Source organism: Pseudomaricurvus albidus (assembly GCF_018863235.1).
GTDB classification, from domain to species: Bacteria; Pseudomonadota; Gammaproteobacteria; order Pseudomonadales; family Cellvibrionaceae; genus Pseudomaricurvus; species Pseudomaricurvus albidus.
On record NZ_JAHKRS010000017.1, the window covers coordinates 1 to 16,737 of the forward strand.

Genomic DNA, 16,737 nt, shown 5'->3' on the forward strand with positions numbered 1-16,737 from the left:
TTGTTACCGGTCGTGTTGAGCGCGGTATCATCAAAGTTGGTGAAGAAATCGAGATCGTTGGTATCAAAGAGACCACCAAAACTACCTGTACTGGTGTAGAGATGTTCCGCAAGCTGCTGGACGAAGGTCGTGCTGGTGAGAACTGTGGTGTTCTGCTGCGTGGTACCAAGCGTGAAGAAGTTCAGCGTGGTCAGGTTCTGGCCAAGCCAGGTTCTATCACTCCTCACACCAAGTTCGAAGGCGAAGTTTACGTACTGGGTAAAGATGAAGGTGGTCGTCACACTCCATTCTTCAAAGGTTACCGTCCACAGTTCTACTTCCGTACTACTGACGTAACTGGTGCTTGTGAGCTGCCAGAAGGCGTTGAAATGGTAATGCCAGGTGACAACATTCAAATGACTGTTACCCTGATTCACCCAATTGCGATGGACGAAGGTCTGCGTTTCGCAATCCGTGAAGGTGGCCGTACCGTAGGTGCTGGTGTTGTAGCTAAAATCATCGAGTAATCGATGAATTGAAGGCCGAATATTGAGGTCAAAGCCGTGTTCTTTGACCTTGATGTCGGCTTTTATTTTCTAGGCCAGTAGTTCAATTGGTAGAGCACCGGTCTCCAAAACCGGGTGTTGGGGGTTCGAGTCCCTCCTGGCCTGCCATATTTTAAATAGATCAGAGTGAGATAAGGTTGCTGCAGACTATGAGCGCAAATGTCGAAGCCAAGGAATATCGCCTGGATGGCCTTAAGTGGCTTGTGGTGGTTCTGCTGGTTGCTGCGGGCGTGGTCGGCAACTCTTATTACTCTGATGTATCGGTTCTTTATCGCGTGCTGGCTCTGGTAGCTGGTGGTGCGGTGGCGGTTTTTGTTGCTGTGAACACAGCCAAAGGCAATGCTTTTTGGGGTTTGTTGCGCGAGGCGCAGGCGGAGTTTCGCCGCGTGGTGTGGCCGACCCGCCAGGAAGTGAACCAGACCACCTTGATTGTGGTTGCCGTCGTTATCGTGATGTCGATTATTCTCTGGTTGCTGGACACCTTTCTGGGCTGGCTGGCATCTCTCATTATTGGTTAGAGGTGGCACATGGCTAAACGTTGGTATGTAGTTCATGCGTATTCCGGCTACGAAAAGAAAGTGGCAGCAGCTCTGAAAGAGCGTGTTGAGCTTGCCGGCATGCAAGACCAGTTTGGTGACATTCTGGTGCCTACCGAAGAAGTCGTTGAGATGCGCGGCGGGCAAAAACGTAAGTCGGAACGCAAGTTCTTTCCGGGTTATGTGTTGGTGCAAATGGAGCTGACAGACGACAGCTGGCACCTGGTTAAAGAGACTCCGCGCGTGATGGGGTTCATTGGTGGCAAGGCTGATAAGCCTGCACCGATTACTGAGAAAGAGGCTGACGCCATCTTGCGTCGTGTTGATGACTCGGTTGACAAGCCCAAGCCCAAGACTATCTTTGAGCCAGGCGAAATGGTTCGTGTTATTGATGGCCCGTTCAACGACTTTAATGGGGTTGTTGAAGAAGTGAATTACGAGAAGAGTCGCCTGCATGTGGCAGTGCTGATCTTCGGACGCTCGACTCCGGTTGAGCTGGAATTTGGTCAGGTCGAAAAGGCCTGATCCAGTCCAAAAGGATATTTTGGCCCTCTTCTGCCGCTGGTAGAGGAGGGCTTTCGCGTCTCTGAAAATTCGATATGACATTTTGTGTTGTACGGGGCGTCAGAGACAGGGGAGCCTAAGACGGTTGTCTGAGCCACAGACAGCTCGAGGCGCTAACACCCAACTTTGGGAGTATTAACTATGGCTAAGAAAGTTGAAGCTTATATTAAGCTGCAAGTGCCTGCTGGTCAGGCCAACCCAAGTCCCCCGGTAGGCCCTGCATTGGGTCAACACGGTGTGAACATCATGGAGTTCTGTAAAGCGTTTAACGCCCAGACTCAAAGCATGGATAACGGTTCTCCGGTTCCTGTTGTGATCAGCGTATACAGCGATCGCAGCTTTACCTTCACCATGAAGACTCCACCAGCTTCTTTCCTGCTGAAAAAAGCTGCTGGTATCAAGAGTGGTTCCGGTCGTCCAAACACTCAGAAAGTGGGCAAGGTTTCTCGCGCTCAGCTGGAAGAGATTGCAACCGCCAAGCTGCCGGATCTGACCGCTGCTGATATGGATGCTGCTGTACGTACTATCGCAGGCTCTGCTCGCGCTATGGGTCTGGAAACGGAGGGTGTGGTTTAATGGCTAAGTTATCTAAGCGCCAGCGCGCTATCCGTGAAAAACTGGATGCAACCAAACAATACGGTATCGAAGAAGCCGTAGCATTGTTGAAAGAAGTGTCTGCCGTTAAGTTTGGCGAGACCGTCGATGTTGCCATCAATCTGGGTATTGACCCTCGTAAATCTGACCAGGCTGTTCGCGGTGCAACTACCCTGCCAAACGGTTCCGGTAAAGATGTACGCGTAGCAGTATTTACTCAAGGCGCCAACGCTGAAGCGGCTAAAGAAGCCGGTGCGGACGTTGTTGGTATGGACGAACTGGCTGCTGACGTTAAAGCTGGCAACATGGACTTCGACGTAGTGATCGCTGATCCTGCTGCGATGCGTGTTGTTGGTCAGTTGGGTCAGATTCTGGGCCCACGCGGTCTGATGCCTAACCCTAAGACTGGTACTGTAACTCCAGACGTTGCCACTGCTGTTAAAAACGCTAAAGCAGGTCAGGTTCGTTACCGTGCAGATAAAGGCGGCATTATCCACGGAGCAATCGGCAAGTTGACTTTCGATGCAAAAGCACTGAAAGAAAACCTGGAAGCTCTGCTGTCCGATTTGAAAAAAGCAAAACCTGCTTCTGCTAAAGGTGTTTTCCTGAAGAAAATTTCTTTGAGCACCACTATGGGGCCAGGTGTTGTATTGGATCAGTCGTCTCTGGATATCTAAGAGCACTGATTAACGTACTTTGGGGTCTGGTTAGCGTTCTTTCGCTGGTATTGGAAAGACTGTTGGCCAGGCCGTCAAAGACCGCAGGTGAATTTGGACTGTTTGGAAGTCGGTATAGATTGCCAGAAGTTTACATTCTTAATGTCCTGCGCAGACGGTGAGACCCAATTCAGTTTATTTGCTGGATTTGATCACCGAAAACGTTCCGGCTTTGAAGTTTGAAGCTGGGATAGAAGCAACGATTGGCGCTCCTTGCCCTTATGGGGTTTAAGTTGAGCTAATCAAATCCAGGAGAAATCTTGTGGCATTAGGACTCGAAGACAAAAAAGCGATTGTCGCTGAAGTCCAGGAAGCTGCTAAGGGCGCTCTGTCTGCTGTTGTTGCCGATGCACGTGGTGTGTCTGTGACAGCTATGACTGCCCTGCGTAAAGAGGCTCGTGAGAACGGCGTTTGGGTTAAAGTCGTTCGTAACACTCTGGCGCGTCGCGCAGTAGAAGGTACTGATTATGAGTGTCTGGCTGACACTTTTGTCGGACCGACTTTGATCGCATTCTCTACCGAACATCCTGGCGCTGGTGCGCGTATTTTTAAGGATTTCGCGAAAGAAAACGACAAGTTGGAGCTGAAATCAGCAGCCTTTGAAGGTGCCGTGGTTGATGTCAATATGCTGGCTACCCTGCCAACATACGACGAAGCAATCGCGAAACTGATGAGCGTGATGAAAGAAGCAGCCGCTGGCAAACTGGTTCGCACTATTGCGGCCATCCGCGACCAAAAAGAGCAGGAAGCCGCTTAATTGTTCCCTCAGGGGTTCGATACCAGGCTTTTGTAAATTATTTTCTGAGCGGGCTTTCGTGGCCGCTAACGCTCAACTATATGTAGGAATAGACTCATGTCTCTGACTAAAGACGATATCATCAATGCTGTTGCTGAGATGTCTGTAAAGGACGTTGTTGAACTGATCGAAGCAATGGAAGAGAAATTCGGCGTAACTGCGGCTGCCGCTGCTGTTGCTGTTGCTGGCGGTGACGCTGGTGGCGCTGCTGAAGAGAAAACTGACTTTGACGTAGTACTGACCGGTGCTGGCGATAAGAAAGTTAACGTAATTAAAGCTGTACGTGCAATCACTGGTCTGGGCCTGAAAGAAGCCAAGGCTATGGTTGAATCTGCACCTGCTACTGTATTGGAAGGCGCTGGTAAAGACGCTGCCGAAGATGCACAGAAGCAGCTGGAAGAAGCCGGCGCTACTGTAGAGCTGAAGTAATTCAGTTGCTAGCGAAGGAAAGGTTCGGCAGTCTGCTTAAAAGGGCTGTCTGACCAGGGGCTGGTGGGCTTTTGTCCGCCGGCCTTTTTGCCGTTCGTGACTGACGGTGATTCTCTAAAGCTGATGTTTATGCAGCCTTGGGACTCGAAAGGTCATAGTAGGGAGTGGGATTGTCGACTGTTGTTGAACCCCTTTGGGTTTACTTCATAACAGGTCGGTCCGGGAATACTTCTCTGCGACGAGAATACCACGCGAGAGTTAGAGACTGCATCAGGTCGTATCGCTGTGGCGAGATGAAGCCTTATCCGTGAACAAGCTGGGGAATACTGATGGCTTACTCATATACTGAGAAAAAACGTATCCGCAAGGAATTCGGCAAACTGCCGCACGTCATGGATGTCCCGTTCCTCCTGGCGATACAGTTGGATTCATACCGGAAGTTTACTCAGGCAGACTTGTCTCCTGAGGCGCGTTTGGACGTAGGTCTGCACGCTGCATTTAAATCTGTGTTCCCGATCGTAAGCTACTCGGGAAGTGCTGCTCTGGAGTACGTGAGTTACGTACTGGGCAAGCCGGCATTCGACGTAACTGAATGTCAATCGCGCGGCATCACTTTTGCTGTGCCTCTGCGCGTGAAAGTTCGCTTGATCATTTACGATAAAGAATCATCGAACAAAACCATTAAAGATATCAAAGAACAAGAAGTCTACATGGGTGAGATTCCGCTCATGACAGACAACGGTACCTTCGTGATTAACGGTACCGAGCGAGTGATCGTTTCCCAGCTGCACCGTTCACCAGGTGTTTTCTTTGATCACGATAAAGGTAAAACCCATTCCTCTGGTAAGTTGCTCTACTCTGCGCGAGTGATTCCTTACCGTGGTTCATGGTTGGATTTTGAATTCGATCCGAAGGATCTGGTGTACGTTCGTATCGACCGTCGCCGTAAGTTGCCAGCCACTATTCTGCTGCGAGCTCTGGGTTTCACCTCCGAGCAGATGCTGGAAATGTTCTATGACACCAGTAAGTTCTCCATCGCCGATGGTGAATACAAGTTTGAGCTGGTTCCTGCGCGCCTGCGCGGTGATGTCGCTACTTTCGACATCAAGGACAACAAAGGCAAGCTGATCGTTGAAGAAGGTCGTCGTATTACTGCTCGTCACATCCGCTCTCTGGAGAAGGCTGGCGTAAACGAGATGACCGTACCTCGCGAGTACCTGCTGGGTCGTGCTCTGGCACGTGATCTGGCGGACACCGAGACCGGTGAGCTGCTGTTTGAATGTAACACTGAAATTACCGAAGAGGTTCTGGCCAAGGTTGAAGAGCTGGGTCTGGACACTCTGGAAACCCTGTACACCAACGAACTGGATTGCGGTCCGTTTATTTCAGATACCCTGCGCGTTGATCCTACCCGCAGCGAGCTGGAAGCACTGGTTGAAATCTACCGCATGATGCGTCCTGGTGAGCCGCCGACCAAAGAGTCTGCTGAAGCTCTGTTCCAGAACCTGTTCTTTGCTCAGGAACGCTACGACCTGTCCAGCGTTGGCCGCATGAAGTTCAACCGTCGTCTGGCGCGTGACGAAGACACCGGTGAAGGTACTCTGTCCAACGACGATATCGTCGATGTGCTGAAGACTCTGGTGGACATCCGTAACGGTAAAGGCGTTGTGGATGACATCGATCACCTGGGTAACCGTCGTGTACGTTCCGTTGGTGAAATGGCTGAAAACCAGTTCCGTGTTGGTCTGGTGCGAGTTGAGCGTGCGGTTAAAGAGCGTCTGTCCATGGCGGAATCCGAAGGCCTGATGCCTCAGGATCTGATCAACGCCAAGCCTGTTGCGGCTGCTGTGAAAGAGTTCTTTGGCTCTTCCCAGCTGTCCCAGTTTATGGACCAGAACAACCCGCTGTCCGAAGTGACTCACAAGCGTCGTGTATCGGCGTTGGGCCCTGGTGGTCTGACCCGTGAGCGTGCCGGTTTTGAGGTTCGAGACGTTCACCCGACTCACTACGGTCGTGTTTGTCCTATTGAAACGCCTGAAGGTCCGAACATTGGTCTGATTAACTCTCTGGCCACGTATTCTCGTACTAACAGCTACGGTTTCCTGGAAGCACCTTACCGTAAGGTTATCGATGGCGTTGCTACCGACGATATCGAATACCTGTCAGCGATTAACGAAGCTGGCTATGTTATCGCCCAGGCTTCTTCGCCGCTGGACGAAAACAACAAGCTGACTGAAGATCTGGTTTCTGTACGTCACATGGGTGAATTTACCCTGAAGACTGCAGACGAAGTTGAGTATATGGATGTATCACCGCGTCAGGTGGTATCCGTAGCGGCTTCCCTGATTCCGTTCCTTGAGCACGATGATGCGAACCGGGCCTTGATGGGATCGAACATGCAGCGTCAGGCGGTTCCGACTCTGAGAGCTCAAAAGCCTCTGGTTGGTACCGGTATGGAGCGCAACGTAGCCTCCGACTCCGGCGTGTGTGTGGTTGCCAAGCGCGGCGGTGTGATTGAGCGTGTTGATGCGGCGCGTATCGTGGTTAAAGCCCACGATGACGAAACCGAGTCCGGTGATGCAGGTGTGGATATCTACAACCTGACCAAATACACCCGCTCTAACCAGAACACCTGTATTAACCAGCGTCCGATTGTAAAAACCGGAGACACTGTTTCCCGTGGTGACATTCTGGCCGACGGTCCTTCTGTGGATCTGGGTGAGCTGGCTCTGGGTCAGAACATGCGTATCGCATTTATGCCCTGGAACGGTTACAACTTTGAGGATTCCATTCTGGTATCCGAGCGCGTTGTGCAGGAAGACCGCTTTACCACCATTCACATTCAGGAGCTGACCTGTATTGCCCGTGACACCAAACTGGGCAGTGAAGAGATTTCAGCGGATATTCCCAATGTGGGTGAAGGCGCTCTGTCCAAACTGGACGAGTCCGGAATTGTTTACATCGGTGCCGAAGTTGGCCCTGGTGACATTCTGGTGGGCAAGGTCACTCCGAAAGGTGAAACCCAGCTGACTCCAGAAGAAAAGCTGCTGCGTGCAATTTTCGGTGAGAAAGCTTCCGACGTTAAAGACACCTCCCTGCGTGTGCCTACCAGCACCAAGGGTACTGTGATTGACGTTCAGGTGTTCACCCGCGATGGTCTGGAAAAGGATCAGCGTTCTCTGGAGATTGAAAAGTCCCAGCTGGATGGCATCCGTAAAGACCTGAACGAAGAGTACCGCATTGTAGAGGCGGCAACTTTTGAACGTCTGCGTAATGCCCTGGTTGGCCAAAAGGCTTCCAGCGGCAAGGGCGTGAAGAAAGGCGAAGCCGTTACTGACGAGATTCTGGACTCACTGGAAAAAGAACAGTGGTTCAAGATCCGTATGGCAGAAGACGCGCTGAACGAGCAGCTGGATCGTGCCGAAGAGCAGCTGATCGAGCGTCGCAAGATTCTTGACGAGCGTTTTGAAGACAAGAAGCGCAAGCTGGAAACCGGCGATGACCTGGCTCCTGGTGTACTGAAGATTGTTAAGGTTTACCTGGCAATCAAACGTCGCATTCAGCCTGGTGACAAGATGGCCGGTCGTCACGGTAACAAGGGTGTTATCTCGGTCATCATGCCGGTTGAAGATATGCCGCACGATGCCAACGGCGAGCCAGTTGATATTGTTCTCAACCCGCTGGGCGTACCTTCACGTATGAACGTGGGACAGGTTCTGGAAATGCACCTGGGTATGGCCGCGAAAGGATTGGGCGTTAAGATCGAAAACATGATTCGTGAGCAAAAGGCTGTGGCTGAAGTCCGCAGTTTCCTGGAGGAGGTGTACAACACCACCGGTCAGGCCGCGAACAAAGAAGATCTGGAGTCCTTCTCTGACGCTGAAATCATGGAAATGGCTGAAAATCTGTGCGACGGCGTGCCTATGGCGACCGCGGTATTTGATGGCGCGAAAGAGCACGAAATCAAAGACCTGCTGCGTCTGGCAGACCTGTCCGATACCGGTCAGGTGCAGTTGTACGATGGCCGTACCGGTGATGAGTTCCAGCGTCAGACCACGGTTGGTTACATGTACATGCTGAAGTTGAACCACCTGGTTGACGACAAGATGCACGCACGTTCTACCGGTTCCTACAGCCTGGTTACTCAGCAGCCGCTGGGTGGTAAAGCGCAATTCGGTGGTCAGCGTTTCGGTGAGATGGAAGTGTGGGCGCTGGAAGCCTACGGTGCCGCTTACACCTTGCAGGAAATGCTGACTGTGAAGTCCGATGACGTGGCGGGTCGTACCAAGATGTATAAAAACATCGTTGACGGCGATCACCGCATGGAGCCTGGCATGCCAGAGTCCTTTAACGTACTCGTTAAAGAGATTCGCTCCCTCGGTATCAATATCGAGTTGGAAACTGACAACGGCTAATTGCTCTGTCAGTACTGGGTGGGAGCTTGCTCCCACCGGTGCCGGAAACTCCTGGGGTGTTTGTGTCAGATGATGACACCCAATACAGGAACTGTAGATAACAAGAGCTTTACCCCAGGGTGGGGCTCATTTTCGAGACAACTGGAGACAGTCCCTTGAAAGACTTACTTAATCTGCTGAAGTCCCAAGGTCAAACTGAAGAGTTTGATGCGATCCGTATTGCACTGGCGTCGCCAGAAATGATTCGTTCGTGGTCTTTCGGTGAAGTAAAGAAGCCGGAAACCATTAACTATCGTACCTTCAAGCCAGAGCGTGAAGGTCTGTTCTGTGCCAAGATTTTTGGCCCGGTCAAAGATTACGAGTGCTTGTGTGGAAAATACAAGCGCATGAAGCACCGCGGCATCATCTGTGAGAAGTGTGGCGTTGAAGTCACCTTGTCCAAGGTTCGCCGTGAGCGCATGGGTCACATTGAGCTGGCTTGTCCAACGGCTCACATCTGGTTCCTGAAGTCCCTGCCAAGCCGCATGGGTCTGTTGCTGGATATGACTCTGCGTAACATCGAGCGCGTACTCTACTTTGAATCCTATGTGGTGACCGATCCCGGTATGACCACGCTGGAGAAAGGTCAGTTGTTGACTGACGAGCAGTACTTCGAAGCGATGGAAGAGTTCGGCGACGAATTCGAAGCCAAAATGGGTGCTGAAGCAATCCAGGAATTGATGGGCGACATCGATCTGGAAGCTGAAATTCAGGAATTGCGTGAAGAGATTCCAAACACCAATTCTGAAACTAAAATCAAAAAGCTGTCCAAGCGTCTGAAGCTTCTGGAAGCCTTCTACAACTCCGGCAACAAGCCCGAGTGGATGGTTATGGAAGTGCTGCCGGTTCTGCCGCCAGATCTGCGTCCTTTGGTACCGCTGGACGGCGGTCGTTTTGCGACTTCCGATCTGAACGATTTGTATCGTCGTGTGATCAACCGTAACAACCGTCTGAAACGTCTGTTGGACCTGAATGCTCCGGACATCATCGTGCGCAACGAAAAGCGCATGCTGCAAGAGTCTGTCGATGCACTGCTGGATAACGGGCGTCGCGGTCGTGCCATCACCGGTTCCAACAAGCGCCCGCTGAAATCTTTGGCCGACATGATCAAAGGTAAGCAGGGTCGTTTCCGTCAGAACCTGTTGGGTAAGCGTGTTGACTACTCCGGCCGTTCCGTAATTGTTGTGGGTCCGACTCTGCGCCTGCACCAGTGTGGTCTGCCTAAGAAAATGGCTCTTGAACTGTTCAAGCCGTTTATCTTCAGCAAGCTGGAACTGCGTGGCCTGGCCACGACGATCAAAGCTGCCAAGAAAATGGTCGAGCGCGAAGAGGCTGTGGTTTGGGATATTCTCGACGAAGTGATTCGCGAGCACCCGGTCATGCTCAACCGTGCACCGACACTTCACCGTCTGGGTATCCAGGCGTTTGAACCTGTACTGATTGAAGGTAAGGCGATTCAGTTGCACCCATTGGTGTGTGCGGCCTATAACGCTGACTTCGATGGTGACCAAATGGCGGTACACGTACCGTTGACCCTGGAAGCCCAGCTCGAAGCGCGTGCCCTGATGATGTCTACCAACAACATCCTGTCGCCAGCGTCCGGTGAGCCAATCATCGTACCGTCACAGGACGTTGTATTGGGTCTGTACTGGATGACCCGTGAGCGTATTAACGCACCGGGCGAAGGTATGGTTTTCGCCGATACTCAGGAAGTATCCCGCGCTTACCACTCCAAGAAAGTCGGTCTGCAGGCTCGTATCAAGGTTCGTATTACTGAAACCATCACCCGTGAAGATGGCGAACTGGAAACCAATACCTCTATCGTAGACACCACCGTTGGTCGTGTTCTGCTGTGGGAGATTGTGCCTAAAGGTATGCCGTTCGAGCAGGTTAACCGCCCAATGGTGAAGAAAGCCATCTCCGGTGTGATTAACTACTGCTACCGTATCGTTGGTCTGAAAGCGACGGTTATTTTTGCTGACCAGCTGATGTACATGGGTTATGAGTACTCCACCAAGTCCGGTTCTTCCATTGGTGTGAACGACTTTGAAATCCCTGAAGCCAAGCACACTCTGGTTGCCGCTGCTGATCAGGAAGTGAAAGAGATCGAATCGCAGTACGCTTCCGGTCTGGTAACTGCTGGTGAGAAGTACAACAAAGTGATCGACATCTGGTCCCGCGCCAACGACCTGGTGGCCAAGTCGATGATGGAAGGCATCAGTAAAGAATTTGTGACCAACCGCGATGGCGAAGAGGAAGAGCAGGACTCTTTCAACTCCGTCTTCATGTATGCCGACTCTGGTGCTCGTGGTTCCCCCGCTCAGATTCGTCAGCTGGCCGGTATGCGTGGCCTGATGGCGAAGCCGGATGGCTCCATTATTGAGACGCCAATTACCGCGAACTTCCGTGAAGGTCTGAACGTAGGCCAGTACTTCATTTCAACGCACGGTGCTCGTAAAGGTCTGGCCGATACCGCACTGAAAACCGCTAACTCCGGTTACCTGACCCGTCGTCTGGTTGACGTAGCTCAGGACGTTGTTGTGACTGAAACCGACTGTGGCACCGACAATGGTTTGACCATGGCACCTGTGATCGAGGGTGGTGACATCATCGAATCTCTGGGGGATCGTATTCTGGGTCGTGTTGTTGCCCGTGATGTGACTCGTTCTGACAGCGATGAAATTCTGGTGCCTGCGGGTACCATGATCGACGAGAAGTGGGTCGAGCGCATCGAAGAGCTGGGTATCGACGAGGTAATGGTTCGCTCTGCGATCACTTGTGAAACCCGCCACGGTATCTGTGCCCAGTGTTACGGTCGTGACCTGGCACGTGGTCACCGCGCTAACCCGGGTGAGGCCGTCGGTGTTATTGCTGCTCAGTCCATCGGTGAGCCGGGTACCCAGCTGACCATGCGTACGTTCCACATTGGTGGTGCCGCATCGCGTGCTTCTGCTGTCGACAGCGTACAGATTAAGCAGGACGGTGTTGTTCGTCTGATCAACGTCAAGGTTGTAGAAAACGTTGCCGGTAACCTGGTAGCAGTCTCCCGTTCCGGTGAGCTGGCGGTTGCCGATGCCAACGGTCGTGAGCGCGAGCGCTACAAGGTGCCTTACGGCGCCGAGATTACCGTGAAAGACGGTGAGTCTGTGGAAGGTGGTCAGTTCATTGCCAAGTGGGATCCACACACACACCCCATCGTGACAGAAGTTGCGGGTAAGGTTGTGTTTGCCGGTATGGAAGATGGTCTGTCGATTCGTCGTCAGACGGATGACCTCACAGGCTTGAGCTCCATCGAGGTTCTGGATCCGACCGAGCGTCCCGCTGCTGGTAAAGACCTGAAGCCTGCCGTGACTCTGGTGGATGAGACTGGCGCAGAATTGAGCCTGGCAAACACCAATGTACCGGCGCACTACATGCTGCCTGCGAAAGCGATTCTGAGCATCTCCAACGGTGATCAGATCAACGTGGGTGACATTATCGCGCGTATCCCGCAAGAGAGTTCAAAAACTCGGGATATTACCGGTGGTCTGCCACGAGTTGCTGACCTGTTTGAAGCCCGTAAGCCGAAAGAGCCGTCCATTCTGGCGGAAATTTCAGGCACCATCTCCTTCGGTAAAGAAACCAAAGGCAAGCGTCGTCTGGTCATTACGCCGAACGATGGCCAGCCTCTGCCGGATGGCTCGACTCATTACGAAGTGCTGATTCCAAAGCACCGCGTTATGACCGTGTTCGAAGGTGAGAAGGTTGAGAAGGGTGAAGTTGTGTCTGACGGCCCAAGTAATCCGCACGATATTCTGCGTCTGCAGGGTGTGGAAGCACTGGCTCGTTACATCACCAACGAAATTCAGGACGTTTACCGTCTGCAGGGTGTAAAAATTAACGATAAGCACATTGAGGTGATCATTCGCCAGATGCTGCGTAAAGTTGAAATCTCCTCCATGGGTGATTCCTCTTTCGTTAAGGGTGAACAAGCCGAGTACAACCGTGTGTTGGAAGAGAACGAGAAGTTGCGTGCTGATGACCATCAGCCAGCGACCTACGAGCGTCAGCTGCTGGGTATTACCAAGGCGTCTCTGGCCACCGAATCGTTCATCTCTGCGGCCTCCTTCCAGGAGACCACACGAGTTCTGACCGAAGCGGCTGTAACCGGTAAAGTCGACAACCTGCGCGGTCTGAAAGAGAACGTGGTTGTGGGTCGACTGATTCCGGCGGGTACCGGTCTGGCTTACCACACCGAACGTCGCCGTCAGCGCGATGCCGAGCTGGCAATTGAGTCTGATGGCCCAACTGCAGCAGAGGTAGAGGCTGCGTTGACCGAAGCTCTGAAGTCCAGCGCGAGCTAATGGCGTAAATGCAAGCTGATCCGGTAATTGACTGCCCTGGCGGCCGATTACCGGGACATAAGAGCCCTCGTTCATTCGGGGGCTTTTTTTATCTGGGGGCTGGTCGTGAGCCTTTGGCTGACGGGGGCTGGGATCGTGGGATTGGCGTATTTTAGCTGGTTGACGTCGTTTTATAAGTCCCGTACAATGCGCGACCCCTAGAAATTGGGGTGAATGTGTTGAGCAGTTGACGCATTTATCATTTTTAACTGGCCTTATCCTTTTAAGGCATTAATGTTTTTGGAGTTATTTTTCATGGCAACGATTAACCAATTGGTTCGTAAGCCTAGAAAACGTAAAGTTCAGAAGAGCGACGTTCCTGCTCTGCAAGCTTGCCCTCAGCGTCGTGGTGTTTGCACCCGCGTTTACACCACTACTCCTAAGAAGCCAAACTCAGCTCTGCGTAAGGTTTGCCGTGTGCGCCTGACCAGCGGTTTTGAGGTAACTTCTTACATCGGTGGTGAAGGTCACAACTTGCAGGAACACAGCGTGGTACTGATTCGTGGCGGTCGTGTAAAAGATCTGCCAGGTGTTCGTTATCACACTGTTCGCGGTAGCCTCGATACCTCTGGCGTGAGCGATCGTCGACAAGGTCGTTCCAAGTACGGTGCCAAGCGTCCTAAATAAGACGTTGTGAATCCGTATTAACGTTTTCGGTTGAACCGAGTAAGGCTAAGCGCGCTCATAGTTAAATCAGTGGAAGCAGAGTTAAATCCGCGAAAACAGAAAAAGTTGTGAGAGCGTTGTCTTAGACAAACCCTGAAGAGAAGGCGAAGTAAAATGCCAAGAAGACGCGTTGTCGCTAAACGTGACGTATTACCAGATCCTAAGTACGGTAATGTCACCTTAGCGAAATTTATGAACATGGTAATGATCAGCGGTAAGAAAGCCGTTGCAGAGCGTATCGTTTACGGTGCCCTGGATATCGTTGCTGAAAAAACCAATCAGGACTCCATCGAAGTATTTGATGAAGCTCTGGAAAAGATTGCTCCACTGGTCGAGGTTAAGTCTCGTCGTGTTGGTGGTGCAACCTACCAAGTGCCGGTTGAAGTACGCCCTGCACGTCGTCAAGCGCTGGCTATGCGTTGGTTGGTAGAGTTCTCCCGCAAGCGTGGTGAGAAGTCTATGGCTCAACGTCTGGCGGGTGAGCTGATGGACGCATCCCAAAGCAAAGGTGGTGCAGTCAAGAAGCGTGAAGACGTTCACCGCATGGCTGAAGCCAACAAAGCGTTCTCTCACTACCGCTTCTAAGTTTGTTCTTAGTCTGTGTGTAGCGTGGCTGAAAGGCTGGGCCGCAAGGCCCAAACGCAATAAAGGCGCAATAAAAGGCAGCTATTATCGCTGCCTTTTGGCGTTTGAATGAGACGATTATTGGAGATTGTTTCTGTGGCACGAACTACTCCCATTGCACGTTACCGCAACATTGGTATCTGTGCTCACGTAGATGCTGGTAAAACTACGACTACCGAGCGTGTGCTTTTCTACACGGGTCTGTCTCACAAGATCGGTGAAGTGCATGACGGCGCAGCCACCATGGATTGGATGGAGCAAGAGCAAGAGCGTGGTATCACCATCACCTCTGCGGCTACCACCTGTTTCTGGTCGGGTATGCAGCAGCAATTCGACAAGCATCGCATCAACATTATCGACACTCCCGGACACGTGGACTTCACCATTGAGGTGGAGCGCTCTTTGCGAGTGCTGGATGGTGCGGTTGTGGTTCTGTGTGGTTCTTCCGGCGTACAGCCGCAAACGGAAACCGTCTGGCGTCAGGCCAACAAATACGAAGTTCCCCGCATGGTATTCGTCAACAAGATGGATCGTGCCGGCGCTGATTTCGATATGGTCGTTAAACAGCTCAAGACCCGTTTGAATGCCAACCCGGTTCCTCTGCAAATGACCATTGGGTCTGAGGAAAACTTCAAGGGTGTTGTCGATCTTCTCAAGATGAAAGCCATCTTGTGGAATGAAGACGACATGGGCATGACCTTCGAGTACGGTGAAGTTCCGGCGGACATGCAGGACAAGTGCGAAAAAATGCGCGAGTACCTGATCGAAGCCGCAGCTGAAGCGTCTGACGAGTTGATGGATCGCTACCTGGAAGGTGAAGAGCTGACCGAGGAAGAGATCAAGGCAGCACTGCGCAAGCGTACGCTGGCGAATGAAATCATCCCGGTGATTGGCGGTTCGGCCTTCAAGAACAAGGGTGTTCAGGCCATGCTGGATGCGGTTGTGGAATATCTGCCGTCTCCTGAAGAAGTGAAGGCGATCGAAGGTACGCTGGAAGATGGTGAAACTGTCGCCACTCGTGAAGCCAACGATGAAGCCCCTTTTGCTGCATTGGCGTTTAAAATTGCCACAGACCCGTTTGTTGGCACGTTAACTTTCTTCCGGGTGTATTCCGGCAAGCTTGAGAGTGGTACCGCGGTGTACAACTCGGTCAAGATGAAGAAAGAGCGCGTGGGACGGATGGTGCAGATGCACTCCAATTCCCGTGAAGAAATCAAAGAAGTACTGGCAGGTGATATTGCGGCGGCCATTGGTCTGAAGGATACCACCACCGGTGATACGCTGTGCTCGGAAGACTCCAAGATCATTCTTGAGCGCATGGAATTCCCTGAGCCGGTGATTTCTGTGGCGGTTGAGCCCAGAACTCAGGCGGATCAGGAAAAAATGGGTATTGCTCTGGGTAAACTGGCGCAAGAAGATCCTTCTTTCCGTGTGAAAACCGACGAAGAGACGGGTCAGACCATCATTTCCGGCATGGGCGAGCTACACTTGGATATTCTGGTGGATCGTATGCGCCGGGAGTTCAATGTGGAGGCCAACATCGGTAAACCACAGGTGGCTTACCGCGAGCGTATTACCAAGACGTCCGACATTGAAGGCAAATTTGTGCGTCAGTCGGGTGGTCGCGGTCAGTATGGTCATGTGTGGGTGAAGTTTGAACCTGCAGAAGACACCAACGCAGAAGGTCTGGAATTCGTCAACGAAATTGTAGGTGGTGCGGTTCCTCGCGAATACATCCCTGCGATTGAGAAGGGCATTTCCGACCAGATGAAAAATGGCGTGTTGGCCGGCTTCCCGTTGTTGGGGTTGAAGGCAACGCTGTTCGATGGCTCATTCCACGATGTTGACTCTAACGAGATGGCGTTTAAGATTGCAGCCTCAATGGCCACCAAAAAACTGGCTCAGGAAGGCGGTGCAGTCCTGTTAGAGCCAATGATGAAAGTTGAGGTGGTAACACCTGAAGAAAACATGGGTGACGTGGTCGGTGATCTGAACCGTCGCCGTGGTTTGATTCAGGGGATGGATGAAAGTCCATCAGGTAAGGTTGTTAACGCTGAGGTGCCGCTGGCCGAAATGTTCGGTTACGCCACTGACCTGCGTTCGGCAACTCAGGGTCGTGCGACCTTTACCATGGAGTTTGCGCACTATGCAGAAGCTCCAAAAAATATCGCTGATGAGGTGATAGTTAAAAACAAGGGCGGCGAATAACTCGTCGTTATATCATTCGTTACTGAATATTTTTAGAGGAATAACACAGTGGCAAAAGAAGCATTTGAGCGGTCGAAACCGCACGTAAACGTTGGAACCATCGGTCACGTTGACCACGGTAAAACTACTCTGACTGCAGCTCTGACTCGCGTATGTGCGGAAGTATGGGGCGGTGCAGCCGTTGCTTTTGACGGTATTGATAACGCTCCCGAAGAGCGTGAGC

General features: G+C 51.9%; 13 protein-coding genes and 1 tRNA gene. All 14 read left to right on the plus strand.

The window, feature by feature from the left end; all coding sequences use genetic code 11:
* On the plus strand, positions 1-506 hold a 506-nt coding region (locus KOI40_RS18045), incomplete at its 5' end, for an EF-Tu C-terminal domain-related protein (RefSeq protein WP_255568459.1).
* A 71-nt stretch (positions 507-577) separates the two neighbouring features.
* Positions 578-653: transfer RNA gene (locus KOI40_RS18050), tRNA-Trp, on the plus strand.
* A gap of 41 nt (positions 654-694) precedes the next feature.
* Positions 695-1,063, plus strand: a complete 369-nt coding sequence (gene secE, locus KOI40_RS18055; protein WP_216098943.1) for a preprotein translocase subunit SecE — start codon at positions 695-697, stop codon at positions 1,061-1,063.
* Positions 1,064-1,072: 9 nt separating this feature from the next.
* Positions 1,073-1,606, plus strand: coding sequence for a transcription termination/antitermination protein NusG (gene nusG, locus KOI40_RS18060; protein ID WP_216098944.1), 534 nt, complete (start codon positions 1,073-1,075; stop codon positions 1,604-1,606).
* Positions 1,607-1,786: 180 nt separating this feature from the next.
* The gene (gene rplK / locus KOI40_RS18065) at positions 1,787-2,221 is read left to right on the plus strand and encodes a 50S ribosomal protein L11 (protein ID WP_216098945.1); all 435 of its coding nucleotides are present in this window, start codon (positions 1,787-1,789) and stop codon (positions 2,219-2,221) included.
* Positions 2,221-2,916: a 50S ribosomal protein L1 gene (gene rplA, locus KOI40_RS18070; protein ID WP_216098946.1), complete on the plus strand. Its 696-nt coding sequence runs from the start codon at positions 2,221-2,223 to the stop codon at positions 2,914-2,916. The genes rplK and rplA overlap by 1 nt, the downstream gene beginning before the upstream one ends.
* Before the next feature lie 301 nt (positions 2,917-3,217).
* Positions 3,218-3,712, plus strand: coding sequence for a 50S ribosomal protein L10 (rplJ, locus tag KOI40_RS18075; protein WP_216098947.1), 495 nt, complete (start codon positions 3,218-3,220; stop codon positions 3,710-3,712).
* A gap of 96 nt (positions 3,713-3,808) precedes the next feature.
* Positions 3,809-4,180 carry a 50S ribosomal protein L7/L12 gene (gene rplL / locus KOI40_RS18080; protein WP_216098948.1) on the plus strand — a complete coding sequence of 124 codons (372 nt, stop codon included), beginning with the start codon at positions 3,809-3,811 and terminating at the stop codon, positions 4,178-4,180.
* Positions 4,181-4,509: 329 nt separating this feature from the next.
* Positions 4,510-8,595 carry a DNA-directed RNA polymerase subunit beta gene (rpoB, locus tag KOI40_RS18085; RefSeq protein ID WP_216098949.1) on the plus strand — a complete coding sequence of 1,362 codons (4,086 nt, stop codon included), beginning with the start codon at positions 4,510-4,512 and terminating at the stop codon, positions 8,593-8,595.
* 155 nt (positions 8,596-8,750) lie between these two features.
* Entirely contained in the window at positions 8,751-12,977 is a 4,227-nt protein-coding gene (rpoC, locus tag KOI40_RS18090; RefSeq protein WP_216098950.1) for a DNA-directed RNA polymerase subunit beta', read from the plus strand.
* A 294-nt stretch (positions 12,978-13,271) separates the two neighbouring features.
* Positions 13,272-13,643 carry a 30S ribosomal protein S12 gene (gene rpsL, locus KOI40_RS18095; protein WP_167186863.1) on the plus strand — a complete coding sequence of 124 codons (372 nt, stop codon included), beginning with the start codon at positions 13,272-13,274 and terminating at the stop codon, positions 13,641-13,643.
* A 153-nt stretch (positions 13,644-13,796) separates the two neighbouring features.
* Positions 13,797-14,267: a 30S ribosomal protein S7 gene (rpsG, locus tag KOI40_RS18100; protein ID WP_216098951.1), complete on the plus strand. Its 471-nt coding sequence runs from the start codon at positions 13,797-13,799 to the stop codon at positions 14,265-14,267.
* A 135-nt stretch (positions 14,268-14,402) separates the two neighbouring features.
* Positions 14,403-16,514: an elongation factor G gene (gene fusA, locus KOI40_RS18105; RefSeq protein WP_216098952.1), complete on the plus strand. Its 2,112-nt coding sequence runs from the start codon at positions 14,403-14,405 to the stop codon at positions 16,512-16,514.
* A gap of 48 nt (positions 16,515-16,562) precedes the next feature.
* A partial coding sequence (locus KOI40_RS18110; RefSeq protein WP_369413206.1) for a GTP-binding protein occupies positions 16,563-16,737 on the plus strand: 175 nt, incomplete at its 3' end.

Excerpts from the sequence above, each read along its gene's own strand:
- secE (WP_216098943.1), top strand. The coding sequence starts at position 695 with ATGAGCGCAAATGTCGAAGCCAAGGAATATCGCCTGGATGGCCTTAAG.
- nusG (WP_216098944.1), top strand. The coding sequence starts at position 1,073 with ATGGCTAAACGTTGGTATGTAGTTCATGCGTATTCCGGCTACGAAAAG.
- rplK (WP_216098945.1), top strand. The coding sequence starts at position 1,787 with ATGGCTAAGAAAGTTGAAGCTTATATTAAGCTGCAAGTGCCTGCTGGT.
- rplA (WP_216098946.1), top strand. The coding sequence starts at position 2,221 with ATGGCTAAGTTATCTAAGCGCCAGCGCGCTATCCGTGAAAAACTGGAT.
- rplL (WP_216098948.1), top strand. The coding sequence starts at position 3,809 with ATGTCTCTGACTAAAGACGATATCATCAATGCTGTTGCTGAGATGTCT.
- rpoB (WP_216098949.1), top strand. The coding sequence starts at position 4,510 with ATGGCTTACTCATATACTGAGAAAAAACGTATCCGCAAGGAATTCGGC.
- rpsL (WP_167186863.1), top strand. The coding sequence starts at position 13,272 with ATGGCAACGATTAACCAATTGGTTCGTAAGCCTAGAAAACGTAAAGTT.
- rpsG (WP_216098951.1), top strand. The coding sequence starts at position 13,797 with ATGCCAAGAAGACGCGTTGTCGCTAAACGTGACGTATTACCAGATCCT.